This window comes from Streptomyces sp. NPDC030143 (genome assembly GCF_055573695.1).
This window is the reverse complement of record NZ_JBVIAY010000012.1, coordinates 31,623-45,379: the sequence shown is the minus strand read 5'-3', so window position 1 is coordinate 45,379 and position 13,757 is coordinate 31,623. Positions and strand designations below refer to the sequence as shown.

At 74.5% G+C, this 13,757-nt stretch carries 14 protein-coding genes; 9 read left to right on the top strand and 5 right to left on the bottom strand.

What is annotated here, in order from left to right:
• Positions 1-2 precede the first annotated feature (2 nt).
• From mshB to ACZ4YY_RS21240, 3 genes are all read left to right on the top strand, one after another.
• Entirely contained in the window at positions 3-869 is an 867-nt protein-coding gene (gene mshB / locus ACZ4YY_RS21250) for an N-acetyl-1-D-myo-inositol-2-amino-2-deoxy-alpha-D-glucopyranoside deacetylase (RefSeq protein ID WP_468292254.1), read from the top strand.
• Entirely contained in the window at positions 869-1,282 is a 414-nt protein-coding gene (locus tag ACZ4YY_RS21245; protein WP_468292251.1) for a DUF6113 family protein, read from the top strand. The genes mshB and ACZ4YY_RS21245 overlap by 1 nt, the downstream gene beginning before the upstream one ends.
• Before the next feature lie 154 nt (positions 1,283-1,436).
• Positions 1,437-3,875 carry a hypothetical protein gene (locus tag ACZ4YY_RS21240; protein ID WP_468292248.1) on the top strand — a complete coding sequence of 813 codons (2,439 nt, stop codon included), beginning with the start codon at positions 1,437-1,439 and terminating at the stop codon, positions 3,873-3,875.
• Positions 3,876-4,341: 466 nt separating this feature from the next.
• Here ACZ4YY_RS21240 and ACZ4YY_RS21235 read toward each other — a convergent pair whose 3' ends face one another.
• A complete protein-coding gene (locus tag ACZ4YY_RS21235) occupies positions 4,342-5,175 on the bottom strand; it encodes a transglutaminase family protein (protein WP_468292246.1) in 834 nt (277 codons plus the stop codon).
• Complete coding sequence (locus tag ACZ4YY_RS21230) at positions 5,172-6,185, bottom strand: GNAT family N-acetyltransferase (protein WP_468292243.1); 1,014 nt, start codon at positions 6,183-6,185, stop codon at positions 5,172-5,174. Before ACZ4YY_RS21230 ends, ACZ4YY_RS21235 begins: the two co-directional genes overlap by 4 nt.
• Positions 6,186-6,326: 141 nt before the next feature.
• Here ACZ4YY_RS21230 and fdxA point away from each other — a divergent pair, with 141 nt between their 5' ends.
• Positions 6,327-6,647, top strand: coding sequence for a ferredoxin (gene fdxA / locus ACZ4YY_RS21225; protein WP_030929316.1), 321 nt, complete (start codon positions 6,327-6,329; stop codon positions 6,645-6,647).
• A gap of 115 nt (positions 6,648-6,762) precedes the next feature.
• Entirely contained in the window at positions 6,763-7,857 is a 1,095-nt protein-coding gene (locus tag ACZ4YY_RS21220) for a bifunctional succinyldiaminopimelate transaminase/glutamate-prephenate aminotransferase (protein WP_468292240.1), read from the top strand.
• 64 nt (positions 7,858-7,921) lie between these two features.
• Here ACZ4YY_RS21220 and ACZ4YY_RS21215 read toward each other — a convergent pair whose 3' ends face one another.
• Positions 7,922-8,356: an ATP-binding protein gene (locus tag ACZ4YY_RS21215; RefSeq protein ID WP_468292237.1), complete on the bottom strand. Its 435-nt coding sequence runs from the start codon at positions 8,354-8,356 to the stop codon at positions 7,922-7,924.
• Positions 8,357-8,670: 314 nt separating this feature from the next.
• Positions 8,671-9,675, bottom strand: coding sequence for a heavy metal transporter (locus ACZ4YY_RS21210; protein ID WP_468292234.1), 1,005 nt, complete (start codon positions 9,673-9,675; stop codon positions 8,671-8,673).
• Between the two features lie 94 nt (positions 9,676-9,769).
• On the opposite strand from ACZ4YY_RS21210, the gene dapE reads away from it, so the two are divergent.
• Both dapE and ACZ4YY_RS21200 read left to right on the top strand, forming a co-directional pair.
• Positions 9,770-10,849 carry a succinyl-diaminopimelate desuccinylase gene (gene dapE / locus ACZ4YY_RS21205; protein WP_468292231.1) on the top strand — a complete coding sequence of 360 codons (1,080 nt, stop codon included), beginning with the start codon at positions 9,770-9,772 and terminating at the stop codon, positions 10,847-10,849.
• A 108-nt stretch (positions 10,850-10,957) separates the two neighbouring features.
• Positions 10,958-11,716, top strand: a complete 759-nt coding sequence (locus tag ACZ4YY_RS21200) for an LOG family protein (protein ID WP_468292228.1) — start codon at positions 10,958-10,960, stop codon at positions 11,714-11,716.
• 43 nt (positions 11,717-11,759) lie between these two features.
• Here ACZ4YY_RS21200 and folP read toward each other — a convergent pair whose 3' ends face one another.
• Positions 11,760-12,620, bottom strand: coding sequence for a dihydropteroate synthase (gene folP, locus ACZ4YY_RS21195; RefSeq protein WP_468292226.1), 861 nt, complete (start codon positions 12,618-12,620; stop codon positions 11,760-11,762).
• 130 nt (positions 12,621-12,750) lie between these two features.
• On the opposite strand from folP, the gene ACZ4YY_RS21190 reads away from it, so the two are divergent.
• Both ACZ4YY_RS21190 and ACZ4YY_RS21185 read left to right on the top strand, forming a co-directional pair.
• Positions 12,751-13,101, top strand: coding sequence for a DivIVA domain-containing protein (locus ACZ4YY_RS21190; RefSeq protein ID WP_468292683.1), 351 nt, complete (start codon positions 12,751-12,753; stop codon positions 13,099-13,101).
• On the top strand, positions 13,098-13,757 hold a 660-nt coding region (locus ACZ4YY_RS21185), incomplete at its 3' end, for a DNA-3-methyladenine glycosylase I (protein ID WP_468292223.1). The genes ACZ4YY_RS21190 and ACZ4YY_RS21185, both read left to right, overlap by 4 nt.

Below are 13,757 nucleotides of genomic sequence, written 5' to 3'. Positions count from 1 at the left end.
CCATGACGGAACTGCCCGCCCGGCGTCTGCTGCTGGTGCACGCGCACCCGGACGACGAGTCGATCAACAACGGCGCGACCATGGCCAGGTACGCGGCCGAAGGTGCCCATGTGGCCCTGGTCACCTGCACCCTCGGCGAACGCGGCGAGGTCATCCCGCCGGAGCTGCGGCACCTCGGCGGCGCCGCCCTGGGCGAGCACCGCCTGCGCGAACTCACGGCCGCCATGGCGGAACTCGGCGTCACGGACTTCCGGCTGCTCGGCGGCGCGGGCCGCCACACCGACTCCGGGATGATGGGCCTCCCCGACAACGACGACCCCGCCTGCTTCTGGCAGGCCGACGTCGACACCGCCGCCGCACCCCTCGTCGAGACGATCCTCGCCCTGCGCCCCCAGGTCCTCGTCACCTACGACGACCACGGCGGCTACGGCCACCCCGACCACATCCAGGCCCACCGCGTCGCCATGCGGGCCGTGGAACTCGCCGCGGACGCCGGCTGGAGCGTCCCCAAGGTGTACTGGAACCGCGTCCCGCGCTCCGTCGCCGAAGCCGCCTTCGCCCGGCTCCGCGAGGAGCTGCCCGGCCTGCCCTTCGACCGGAGCGCCGACCTCACCGACGTCCCTGGTGTCGTCGACGACGAGCGCGTCACCACCGAGATCGACGGCACCGCGCACGCCGCCGCCAAGGCCGCCGCCCTGCGCGCCCACGCCACCCAGATCGAGGTCGCCCCCGACGGCCGCTCCTTCGCCCTGTCCAACGAACTCGCCCAGCCCCTGTTCACCACCGAGTACTACGAGCTGGTGCGCGGGCCGCGGGCGGTGGGCGCACGGGAGAGCGACCTGTTCGCCGGCGTGGAAGAGGTGGCCTGATGACGGACCAGCGCGGCTCGATGCTCGCCCAGCCCCTGCGGATGCCCTCCCTCGCCCGGGCCGCCGCCTGCCTCGGACTGCTCGTGCTCGGCGCGGTCACCGCCCTCGCCGGAGCCCTCGTCCAGGCCGGCTGGTTCCCCGGCGGACTGCTCCTCGCGCTCGCCGGCGCCGCCGGGCTCTTCCTCGGCGGGGCACGCGCCCTCGGCAGCCGCGGCGGGGCCCTCGCGCCGGCCGCCGGCTGGATGATCGCCGTCGTCCTGCTCACCGCGGGCCGCCCCGAGGGCGACTTCCTGTTCGGCGCGGGAGGCGGCTCCTACCTCTTCCTCCTCGGCGGTATGGCCCTCGCTGTGATCTGCGCCACCCTTGCACCGGGACGGCAACCGGTCGGCGATGAACCCCGACTTGGGAAATGACGTACCACTTCTGCGTGGGGCGCCCGTGCGAGTCCCGTGTGGGTTTCCCCGGCGGTCGTGGGATACGGGCCAGAAGTGGCCAGTATGGTGGTGCGCGCCGCCGAGCTGCCCGTGAGGTCGTGGCGGGCGGCGGAGCCAACCTGGAGAACCTGCCTTGAGTCGTGAAACTGACAGTCCGTCCTCCGGGCCCAACGGGCGCGGCGGAGCCGCATACCCCTCGGGCACGCCGCCCTACGGCACCCCGATGGTGTCCGACGGCGCAGCGGACGCGGACCGTTCGGCCGCGCGGCCGGAGGAACGCAAGACCGAGACCACGCTGACGACCCGGATCCGGATCAACATCCCCGGCTCGCGGCCCATTCCGCCGGTCGTGATGCGCAAGCCCGTCACGGACGGGGAGACCACGGGCGACGGCGGCGCCGACACGCGGACCACGGGTCCCGCCCCGGCGAACACGCCGAGCGCGCCCGGTGCGGCCCGCGGCACGAGTTCCGCACCGGCCACCGCCTCCGCCCCCGCTGTCGACTCCCCCGCCGAACAGGCACCGGCGGGAGAGGACAAGACGAGCGACTGGTTCGCGCCCCGCAAGTCCGCGCCGGCCAAGGGCACTCAGGGCGGCGGCCCGGCCAACGGCGCCGCACCGGCGGCCGGTTCGCCGGCCGGCCCGGGCGCCCCCGCGGGCCCGGCGGCCGGAGCGGGCGGTCCCCGTCCCGGTGGTTCCGGCGCCCCCGGCGGCGCGCGGCCGTCGGCCGGCCGGCCCGGCTCCGTCGTCGGCACCATGAGCGCGCCCGGCGGCCCCCGCTCCGGCGGGACCAACGGCGCCGGACTGCCCGGCGGCGCCACCGGCGGTCCCGTGGCTCCGGGGCACGGCGGCGGCACCGGCTCCTTCGACGTCACCGAGGCGCTCGCCGCGGGCCCGCTCGGCACCGCCGCCCCCCGCCCGCCGCAGGGCGGCACCGCCGAGCCGCGCCGCGACGAGCTGCCGTACTTCACCGGCAACGGCCAGGACGGCCCCGGCGCCGCCCCCGACGGCCGGACCGGTCCCGTCCAGAACGGCGACGGCGACGGCCCCGGCGGCCGGAACGGCTTCGCCGACCCGAACGGCTTCGCCGGTCCGAACGGCGCGGGACGGCCCGCCGGCCCCGGCGCCCTCGGCGGCCCCCACGACTTCACCGCACCGGCCGCCCCCGGCCGCCCGCAGGGCCCCGCGGGCCCCACCGGCGGTCCCGTCACCGGCGACGGCCCGATCGTGCCCCCGGTCAACGGCGGCGCTCCCGGAGCAGCCGCCGTCGGCGGCACGGCGAACGCCCCGTACGCGCCCGGCGCCCCGGGCGGCCCCGGCCCCCAGGGCGGCCCCGGCACCGGGCGGCTGCCCGGCGGTGGTCTCAGCGACGACACCGCGATCCTCACCCCGCAGAAGCCGGTTCCCGAGCCCGGCCCGGGAGGCGGCTACGGCCGTCACGACAACGTCTCCGGACAGACCGTCACCAGCGGCATCCCGGTCGTGCCGACACCCGGTCAGAACACCGGGCAGGGTGGTCCGTTCGCCTCCGGCGCGACCGCCGACGGGCCGGTGCCGCACACCGCGCCGCAGCGGACCGAGCCCGCCCCGCGGAGCACGCCGCCCGCCGCCGCGAAGAAGGCGAAGAAGAAGGGCCGCAGCAAGCTGGTCCTGCTCGGCGGACTGCTCGTCGTCGGCGCGGCCGGTGCCTACGGGGCCGGACTGCTGATGAACCACTCCGACGTGCCCAAGGGCACCACCGTGCTGGGCGTGGACATCGGCGGCGGCACCCGCGACGACGCCGTCAAGAAGCTCGACGACGCCTTCGACGGCCGGGTGAACCAGGCTCTGAAGCTGGCCGTCGACGGCAAGACGCTCACCCTCAAGCCCGACCAGTCGGGGTTGCAGTTCGACATGCAGGCCACGGTCGACTCGGCCGCCAAGAGCGACTACAACCCCGTCTCCGTGATCGCCTCGCTGTTCGGCGAGCACCGCGAGGTCGACCCCGTCATGCCGGTCGACGAGGAGAAGCTCCAGGCCGCTCTGGAGGCCGCCGCCGGCGCCTCCGGCTCGGCCAGCGACGGCACGATCAAGTTCGAGCCCGGCAAGGCCGTCGCCGTCTACGGCAAGGCGGGCAAGGGCATCGACGCGGCCAAGGCCGAGACGGCCGTCGTCGCGGCGTACCGCAGCCTGGTGGAGACCGGTTCGGTCGCCCCGGTGCAGGTGCCCACGACCACCAGGCAGCCGACCGTGTCCAACGCCGAGGTCGACCGGATGATGAGGGAGTTCGCCGAACCGGCGATGTCCGGCAAGGTCACGGTCCAGACCGACGCGGCGCACTCGGTGCCCCTGAGCCCGCAGAACTCCCTGTGGAAGTTCCTCGGCGTCAAGGCTGTCGACGGCAAGCTCGTGGAGACGTACGACGAGACGGCGCTGAAGGAGCTGTACGGCCGCGCCTTCGACGGCGTCCTCATCACCCGCGGCACCGGCCAGAAGACGCCGGTCACCGTCCAGGACGTGATCAGCGCCCTGCGGCCGGCCCTGAAGAGCACGACGGACCGCGTCGGGGTCATCGAGACCGACCCCAGCTGACCCGTCGACCGCACCGAGGAGGGCACCCACCGGGTGCCCTCCTCGCGTTTCCCCGCGACACCGGCCCCCGCGGCCTGTCATACGGCCCCGAGGACGGCCGGCACCGCCGCCCCGGCCCGCCCCGGTGCCACGCGGTGACGAAGTCCTGGCGGCGGGGCGGGCCCACGACGGGACGTCGCCCGCCCACGCCGGGGCGATCCGCGGGGTGCCGGCCGGCGAACGCGTCCCCGCCCCCGCCACGACGGCCCTGGCCGGGGCGCGAACCCGCCGACCGAGCGGGAGCGGGACGTCCCGCGTGCGGGCCGACGGCTCCACCGACCGGGAACCCGCGGCGGCCCTCCACCTGTCCCGGGCGGACCGTGCGCCACCACCTCGCGACGCCCGCTCGGAAACGCGCGGTCCGCGGCCGGGCGGAGGCCAACTCGTGCGGGGCAGAAGGGCCGGCCGCCGGCGCTGTGCGGCACCGTCAGTTCAGCATGGCCCGCGCCGAACGGGCCTCCTCCCGCACCCGCTCGGCCAGTTCCGCGTCGACGACCTCCACCAGCCCCGCGTACTCCTCCAACTCGGCCGCGCCGCCCAGGAAGTCCCCCCGCCCGACCATCAACCGGCCCCGCTCGTAGCGCAGCCGGGCCGGATGGTGGGGCACCAGCAACGACAGCTCCACCGCCCACAACGCCACGTCCGACCGCTCCGGACGCGCCGAGGCCCAGGCCCGGATGTTGTTCAGGATCCGCTGCACCACGTCCAGCGTCTCCGCAGGCACCAGCATCGAGTCCTCCAGCGGAACCCCTGTCGCCCCCGCCACCAGCACCTCCGCGTCCCGCCCGGTCAGCACCCGGCCCCCATCGAAGGGATCGACGAGCACCTGCTCCTCCCGCGGACCGAACCCCACGACGAAGTGACCCGGCAGGGCGACCCCGTACACCGGCGCCCCCGCCCTGCGCGCGACCTCGATCCACACCACGGACAACAGGATCGGCAGCCCGCGCCGCCGCCGCAGCACCTCGTGCAGCAGCGAGGACTCCAGCCGCTCGTAGTCCGCGGCCGAGCCGTGGAAGCCGTACCGCTCACCCAGCAGCTCCCGCAGCGCCCGCGCCCACGAGCGGGGCCCGCCGGGCCGGTACGGCACCTGTCCGGCCAGCCGGTCCAGCTCGACCTGCGCCGCGTCCAGGCCGGCCTCGTCGAGCGCGGCGTCCCCGGCCGCCCCCACCAGCAGGCACAGCACGGACAGGTCGGGCCGCTCGGCCCGCGCCTCCTCGGCGAACCGCCGCCGCAGCTCGGCGCCCTCGATCCCGCTCACGGCGCTCCCGCCTCCGGCCGGCGGTAATGGTGGTAGGCGTGGTGCGCGGCGAACCCCAACCCCGCGTACAGCGCCCGCGCGCCCGCGTTGTCCTCCTCCACCTGCAGCCAGGCGGCCGAGGCGCCCTCCTCCAGCGCGCGCCGCGCCAGGGCGGCCATCACGACCGTCGCCAGTCCCCGCCGGCGCTGCCCCGGATCGACCTCGACGGCCGCGAAGCCGGCCCACCGCCCGTCCACGACGCACCGCCCGATTGCGGCCGGAACCGTGCCCTCGGCGCCCGGCACGGACGCGAACCACACCGAGGGGCCGCTGCCCAGCACCTTCAGGGCCACCTCGCCGACCCCCTTGCGCTGGTAGCGGGCCAGCCACGCCTCGTCGGCCCGCCGCGCGAGCGTCACCTCCGGCCTGCCCGCGTCCACCCGGTCGGCCAGGGCCGCGAGCCCCCCGACCCACAGTTCGGCGGTCACCTCCCGCACCCACCCGCGTCGCTCCAGCTCCGCGCAGAGCAGCTCCTGGGTCCCCTCGGCCCCGGTCGCCGTCTGCACGTACGCGGGCAGCCCGCGCCCGCCGTACCAGCGCCGTACGGTGTCCAGCGCCTCGTCGAGCGGGACGCCGGGGTCGCCGAGCGGGAGGACCGAGTTGGCGCGGCGGGTGAACCCGGCGGCCGCCCGCAGCTCCCACGCGCCGAGCCGCTCGCTCTCCACCGGCCGCCAGGCCCGCGCGGAGACCCGGGCCAGCTCCTCGTAGGAGGCGGCCGGTCCCCGGCGGCGGGCCGGGGCCGCCGGCACCACCTTTCCGGCCACCAGGGAGCCCTCGGCAATCCGGACGACCTCCCCGTTCTTCCGTGTGATGCCCAGCACACCCGCATCCCATGATGTGAGAACACCCACCGTGTCGGTGAATGTGCCCTCCGTGACTCCAGCGCTGCTCAAGCGCCGCACGGAGACGCGTTTGCCCACGTCAGCAGCGGTGATACGGACCTCGAGTCGTCCGGCGGCCGAGAATTCCACAGGTCGGTTCACCCCTCCTGTTCGGATCATGCCCAGAAACGGAGATACTAGGGGCGGGCATCGACGACGCCGCGCTCCCGCGCGCCAGGCGGCGGAGCCTGTGGGAGGCCCGCCAGCGCCCTATCGAGGAGGAACGACAGCGTGACCTACGTCATCGCGCAGCCTTGTGTCGACGTCAAGGACAAGGCGTGCATCGAGGAGTGCCCGGTCGACTGCATCTACGAGGGCCAGCGGTCCTTGTACATCCACCCGGACGAATGCGTCGACTGTGGTGCCTGTGAGCCGGTCTGCCCGGTCGAGGCGATCTTCTACGAGGACGACACTCCGGAGGAGTGGAAGGACTACTACAAGGCGAACGTCGAGTTCTTCGACGAGCTCGGTTCGCCCGGCGGCGCCAGCAAGCTGGGGCTGATCGAGCGGGACCACCCGTTCATCGCCGCACTGCCGCCGCAGGCCGAGTAACCCGCACCAGCGGCCCGCACTTCGCGCCGCCTCGGTCCCGTACGGCCTGATTCCGCGATCACGGCCGTACGGGACCGAGGCGTTTGCCGTACCCGTCAGAGAGCGAGCAACAACCGTGACCTCCCCCGTCTCCGACCGTCTGCCCACCTTCCCCTGGGACAAGCTGACGCCGTACAAGGCCACGGCCGCCGCCCACCCGGACGGCATCGTCGACCTCTCCGTCGGCACCCCGGTCGACCCGGTCCCCGACCTGATCCAGAAGGCGCTGGTCGCCGCGGCCGACTCCCCGGGCTACCCGACGGTGTGGGGCACGCCCGAACTGCGCGACGCGATCACCGGCTGGGTGCGGCGGCGGCTCGGCGCCCGGGACGTCACCCACCACCACGTCCTGCCGATCGTCGGCTCCAAGGAACTCGTCGCCTGGCTCCCGACCCAGCTGGGCCTCGGCCCCGGCGACCGGGTGGCGTACCCGCGCCTGGCCTACCCGACGTACGAGGTCGGCGCCCGGCTGGCACGCGCCGACCACGAGGTCTACGACGACCCGACCGCGCTCGACCCGGCGAACCTGAAGCTGCTCTGGCTGAACTCCCCGTCCAACCCGACGGGCAAGGTCCTCTCCCGCCAGGAGCTGACCCGGATCGTGGCCTGGGCCCGCGAGCACGGCGTCCTGCTGTTCTCCGACGAGTGCTACCTCGAGCTGGGCTGGGAGGCCGAGCCGGTCTCGGTGCTGCACCCGGACGTCAACGGTGGCTCCTACGACGGGATCGTCTCGGTCCACTCCCTCTCCAAGCGCTCGAACCTCGCCGGCTACCGCGCCGCCTTCCTGGCCGGCGACCCGGCGGTCCTCGGGCCCCTGCTGGAGATCCGCAAGCACGGCGGCATGATGACCTCCGCCCCCACGCAGGCGGCGGTGGTCGCCGCACTGGGCGACGACGAGCACGTGCGCGTCCAGCGCGAGCGCTATGCCGCCCGCCGCGCCCTGCTTCGCGACGCCCTCCTGAGGCACGGCTTCCGCATCGAGCACAGCGAGGCCAGCCTCTACCTCTGGGCGACGAGGGACGAGTCCTGCTGGGACACGGTCGCCCACCTCGCCGAACGGGGCATCCTGGTCGCCCCCGGCGACTTCTACGGCGAGGCGGGCGAGCACTTCGTCCGCGTGGCCCTGACGGCGACGGACGAGCGGATCCGGGCCGCGGCGGCGCGCCTGTAGGCGGCGCACACGGCGACGGGGCCCGGGGAAGACCCCGGGCCCCGTCACCGTGCGGGACCGGCGCTCAGCCGACCGGCAGCGTTCCCGCGCCCGGCAGACCGCCCTGGGTCAGGGAGTCCGTCGGCAGCCCGCCCTTCGTGGCCGTCGACGCGGTGCCGCCGATGACGTCCCCGGCCGAGCCCGCCGCCTCGCCGGCCGCCTTCTGCGCCGCCGGCGTCGCCTGCTGCACGGCCTTGCCGCCGGTGGCGCCCGCGACGGGCACCGCCTGCTCGACGGCCTTGCCGCCGGTCGCACCCGCGGTCCCGGTCACGTTCTGCGCCGCGCCGTCGACGGTGTCGCCGACGTTCGCACCGTCCAGGGCGGTCACGCCGCCGAGGTCCGGGGCGGCCGGAAGACCGGGGGCAGCGACGGCGGAACCGGCCGCACCGACCCCGGCGGCCGCTCCCGCAGCGACGAGCAGTGCGGCACGGGCGATCCTGCGGGTCAGGGGGAGGGACATGATGCTCCTTCGACGGAGAGAACGGTGAGTGACGCTGACTGTCGATCGTCCGGGCCCGGACGCAGTGACTACCGCTCGAAGCGCGCGAAGGTTGCGGACCGCCGACGTAAAGAGTTGGCAATGCGTCGCATTATCGGCTGCGGATGAAAACGGGCAAAAGCCACCCGATGTGAAAGTCCGTCAAACCCTCGGAAGCCTGTGTTCCCAAGGGTTTCGACGGACACGGGGGTGACGGCGCGAAAACCTGACCACCCGACGGTCCGCGTCCCCCGCACATGACCCGCACGGGTGACGCCCCGCACGGCTGCGCGGCCCTACCGGGGCGCGGTGACGATCCGCACCGCGTCGGCACCGGGACCGGCGCCGGACGCCGTGCCCGGAGCGCCGGCCGCCTCCGTGCCGCCCGAGGCGGTCGCCCGCCACCGGCTGTCGGTGTTGCCGGCGACCCACTCGCGGTCGGCGTACGAGACACGCTCGATGTGCAGCGCCGAGGCGTTGGCCACCGCCCAGTGGGCGAGCTGCCAGCCCCGTTCGCCGACCCCGCGCCCGGCGCTCGCGCCGGCGGACACCGGCAGCGTCACCGTCCGTCCGCTGGTCTCGGCGGCCGGCACGTCCGCGGCGGGCGCCGGGTCCCGCCGGGCGTCGTCCTCGTCCCCCGCCCGGCGGAGCGCCTCACGCCCGAAGTCACGCACCAGGGCCGCGCGGACCGCCTCCGGCCCCCGGGTCGTCGTGGTGCCCGGCCGTCCCTCGCAGGTCAGCGTGGCCGCCGAGGACCCGGTCAGGGCGGCGGCCAGCAGCGTCGCGTCCGGCTCGTGCTTGGCGTACGCCTCCGGGTAGCCGCTGCGCTGCACGCGCTGCGCGGCGACGGTCAGGGGCAGCTCGGTGTAGTCGCGCACCTTGGCGAGGTGCTCGTAGAAGATGTTCGCCGCGTAAGCGGGGTCCCGGACCTCCTCCGGGGTGCCCCAGCCCTGCGAGGGCCGCTGCTGGAACAGGCCGAGCGAGTCCCGGTCGCCATGGTCGAGGTTGCGCAGCGCCGACTCCTGCAGGGCCGTCGCGAGCGCTATCGTCACGGCCCGCTCGGGCAGACCGCGGTTGGTGCCGACCGCCGCGATCGTGGCCGCGTTGACCGCCTGCTCCGGCGTGAACTCGTACCCGGACCCCTGCCCCGAGCTCGCGGCGACTCTGCACCCGGGGTCCCCCGCACCGCCCGTGACGTACTGGACCACCACGTAACCCGCGACGGCGGACAGGACCCCGCAGGCCGCTCCGAAACGAAGGAGACGGCCGCGACGCTTGGAGGGAGGTGTCGGCTCTGGCACGCGTACAAGGTACTGGAGAGTAGGGATACGGGGGAGGCCCGTGCGACACCCGGGGCCCGGCACACCGCACGCCGGGCGCGTTAGGGTCGACGGCATGGCCGAGACCCCGCTTGACCTCACGCTGGACGCCGCTTCACTGACCGCGCGGCTCGTCGACTTCCCCTCCGAGAGCGGCACCGAGAAGCCTCTCGCCGACGCGATCGAGGCCGCCCTGCGCGCGCTGCCGCACCTGACGGTGGACCGCCACGGCAACAACGTGGTCGCCCGCACCACCCTGGGCCGCCCCGAGCGGGTGATCCTCGCCGGTCACATCGACACCGTCCCGATCGCCGACAACGTCCCCTCGCGGCTGGACGAGGACGGCGTGCTGTGGGGCTGCGGCACCTGCGACATGAAGTCGGGCGTCGCGGTCCAGCTGCGCATCGCGGCGACCGTCCCGGCCCCCAACCGCGACCTCACCTTCGTCTTCTACGACAACGAGGAGGTCGCCGCCGACCTCAACGGCCTCAAGCACGTCGCCGAGCTGCGCCCCGAGTGGCTGGAGGGCGACTTCGCGGTCCTCCTCGAGCCCTCCGACGGCCAGGTGGAGGGCGGCTGCCAGGGGACCCTGCGGGTCCTGCTGAGGACCAAGGGCGAGCGGGCCCACTCGGCGCGCGGCTGGATGGGCTCCAACGCGATCCACGCCGCCGCCCCGATCCTCGCCCGCCTCGCCGCGTACGAGCCGCGGTGGCCGGTGATCGACGGACTCCAGTACCGCGAGGGCCTGAACGCGGTGGGCATCAGCGGCGGGGTCGCCGGGAACGTGATCCCCGACGAGTGCGTGGTGACGGTCAACTTCCGGTACGCCCCGGACCGTACGGCGGAGGAGGCGATCGCCCACGTCGAGGAGGTCTTCGCGGACTGCGGGGTGGCCGAGTTCGTGGTGGACGACCACAGCCCCGGCGCCCTGCCCGGCCTCTCCCACCCGGCCGCCGCGGCGTTCATCGAGGCGGTCGGCGGCACCCCGCTGCCCAAGTACGGCTGGACGGACGTCTCCCGCTTCTCGGCGCTCGGCGTGCCCGCGGTCAACTACGGCCCCGGCAACCCGCACCTGGCGCACAAGCGGGACGAGCGCGTGGAGACCGCGAAGATCCTGGCGGGGGAGGAGCGGCTGCGGGCCTGGCTCACGGCGTGAGCCCGCCCGGGCGGGTGGGCGCTGCACGGCGGACACGCCGACGTCCCCCGTACGTAACCCGCGTAGATCTACGCTGAGGTGGAACATCTGCAAGCGGAGGGAGCTCATATGGCTACCGGCAACCCCGAGGGCAAGAAGCAGCCACCGGAGGAACAGCGCCTGGGACCGGTCCTCCGGAGGCGCGACCAGGTCCAGGCGAGCACCACGGACCAGCGGCTGCTGGACGAGCGTGCCCCCTCCGACTGGGTGCACACCGACCCCTGGCGGGTGCTGCGCATCCAGTCGGAGTTCATCGAGGGCTTCGGCACCCTCGCCGAACTGCCCCCCGCGATCAGCGTGTTCGGCTCGGCCCGGACACCGGAGGGCACTCCGGAGTACGAGGCGGGCGTACGGCTGGGCCGCGCCCTGGTCCAGGCCGGCTGGGCGGTCATCACGGGCGGCGGTCCGGGCGCGATGGAGGCGGCCAACAAGGGCGCCTGCGAGGCGGGCGGCATCTCGGTGGGGCTCGGCATCGAGCTCCCCTTCGAGCAGGGCCTCAACCCCTACGTCGACATCGGCCTGAACTTCCGCTACTTCTTCGTCCGCAAGATGATGTTCGTGAAGTACGCGCAGGGATTCGTGGTCCTGCCCGGCGGCCTCGGCACCCTGGACGAGCTCTTCGAGGCCCTCACCCTCGTCCAGACCCAGAAGGTCACCCGCTTCCCCATCGTCCTCTTCGGCACGGAGTACTGGGGCGGCCTGGTCGACTGGCTGCAGAACACCCTGGTCGCCCAGGGCAAGGCGTCCGAGAAGGACCTCCTCCTCTTCCACGTCACGGACGACGTGGAGGAGGCGGTGGCGCTGGTGTCGAAGGAGGCCGGCCGCTAGCCGCCGGCCGCTCGCACCGGGGCGGGGGCCGTGCCCGGGACGGTCAGGCCAGCCCCCGCCTGGCCACCGCCGGCGCCCGGTGACCGGCGATCGACGTCACCATGTCCAGGACCTGACGCGTCTCCGCGACCTCGTGCACCCGGTACACCCGGGCACCCAGCCACGCCGACACGGCCGTCGTCGCCAGCGTCCCGACCAGCCGTTCCCTCACCGGCCGGTCCAGCGTCTCCCCGACGAAGTCCTTGTTGGACAGCGACACCAGTACCGGCCACCCGGTGGCGGTCATCTCGGGGAGCCGGCGGGTCGCCTCCAGGCTGTGCCGGGTGTTCTTGCCGAAGTCGTGCCCGGGGTCGATCAGGATCGACTCCCTCGGCACACCCAGCGCCACCGCCCGCTCCGCCAGCCCCACGGTCACCCGCAGGATGTCGGCCATGACGTCGTCGTACGTCACCCGGTGCGGGCGGGTGCGCGGCTCCGCGCCCCCGGCGTGCGTGCACACCAGCCCCACCCCGTACCGGGCGGCGACCACCGCCAGCCGGGGGTCGACACCGCCCCACGCGTCGTTGAGCAGGTCCGCGCCCGCCTCGCACACGGCCTCGCCGACCTCGGCCCGCCAGGTGTCCACGCTGATGACGACGTCCGGGAAGCGCCGCCGCACCTCGGCCACGAAACCGACCGTGCGCCGCGCCTCCTCCTCGGCGGTGACCTCCTCGCCCGGACCGGCCTTGACGCCGCCGATGTCGATGATCGCGGCACCCTGCGCCACGGCCTCCGCCACCCGCGCGAGCGCCGGCTCGTCGAGGAAGGTGGCGCCCTGGTCGTAGAAGGAGTCGGGGGTCCGGTTGACGATCGCCATGATCACCGGCTCGTGGGTGCCGAATTCACGCCTGCCGAGCCTGAGCATTCCCTGAGACCTCTCCCGGTACGACCTGGACAACCGCCGTCTGCGACCCTAACGGTCACCGCCGCATGGCACGATCGGAGCCTGACACATCCGACACCGAGCACAGCGAGCGTGGGGACCCCCGATGGTTATGTTCTTGTTCCTGGTCGTCGCGCTCGCCGTCGTGGTCGCCGCGGTGACACTCGCCGTGGTGGGCGGCGGCGAGGGCACCGGACCGCTGCCGGAGGTGACCCCCCAGCGCCTGCACGACCCGCTGCCACCGGACCGCCCCCTGAACCGGGCCGACATCGACGACCTGCGCTTCCCGCTCGCCGCCCGCGGCTACCGCATGGCCGACGTCGACGACGCCCTCAACCGCGTCGCGGCCGAACTGGCCGAACGCGACGCGCGCATCGCCGAACTGGAGTCCGCGCTGTCCGTGGCCCGCATGCCCGAGCCGCACGTCTCCATGGACAAGCCCGCCCAGGGGGACCAGCAGTGAGCGACGGCACGGCCCTCGCCGGCCCCGACGGCGCGCTGCGCTGCCCCTGGGCCCTGTCCACACCGGACTACGTGAGCTACCACGACGAGGAGTGGGGCCGCCCCGTCCACGGCGACGACGCCCTCTTCGAACGCCTCAGCCTGGAGGCCTTCCAGTCCGGCCTGTCCTGGATCACGATCCTGCGCCGCCGCCCCGGCTTCCGCGCCGCCTTCGCCGACTTCAAGATCGCCACGGTCGCCGAATTCACCGACGAGGACCGGGTACGGCTCCTCGCCGACGCCGGCATCATCCGCAACCGCGCCAAGATCGACGCCACGCTCGCCAACGCGCGCGTACTGGCCGGGTGGACGCCCGGCGAGCTGGACGAGCTGATCTGGTCCCACGCCCCCGACGCGGCCGACCGCGCCGCGCCCCGGACCCTCGCCGACGTCCCGGCGGTCACCCCCGAGTCGACGGCCCTGTCGAAGGCGCTGAAGAAGCGGGGCCTGCGCTTCGTCGGCCCGACCACGGCGTACGCGCTGATGCAGGCGTGCGGGCTGGTGGACGACCACCTGGAGACCTGCGTCGGGGGGGGGGGGGGGGGGGGGGGGGGGGGGGGGGGGGGCGTCCCGCCCTCCCCTCGGTTTTCCTCTTTTCCTCTTCCACTGCCCTCCCCC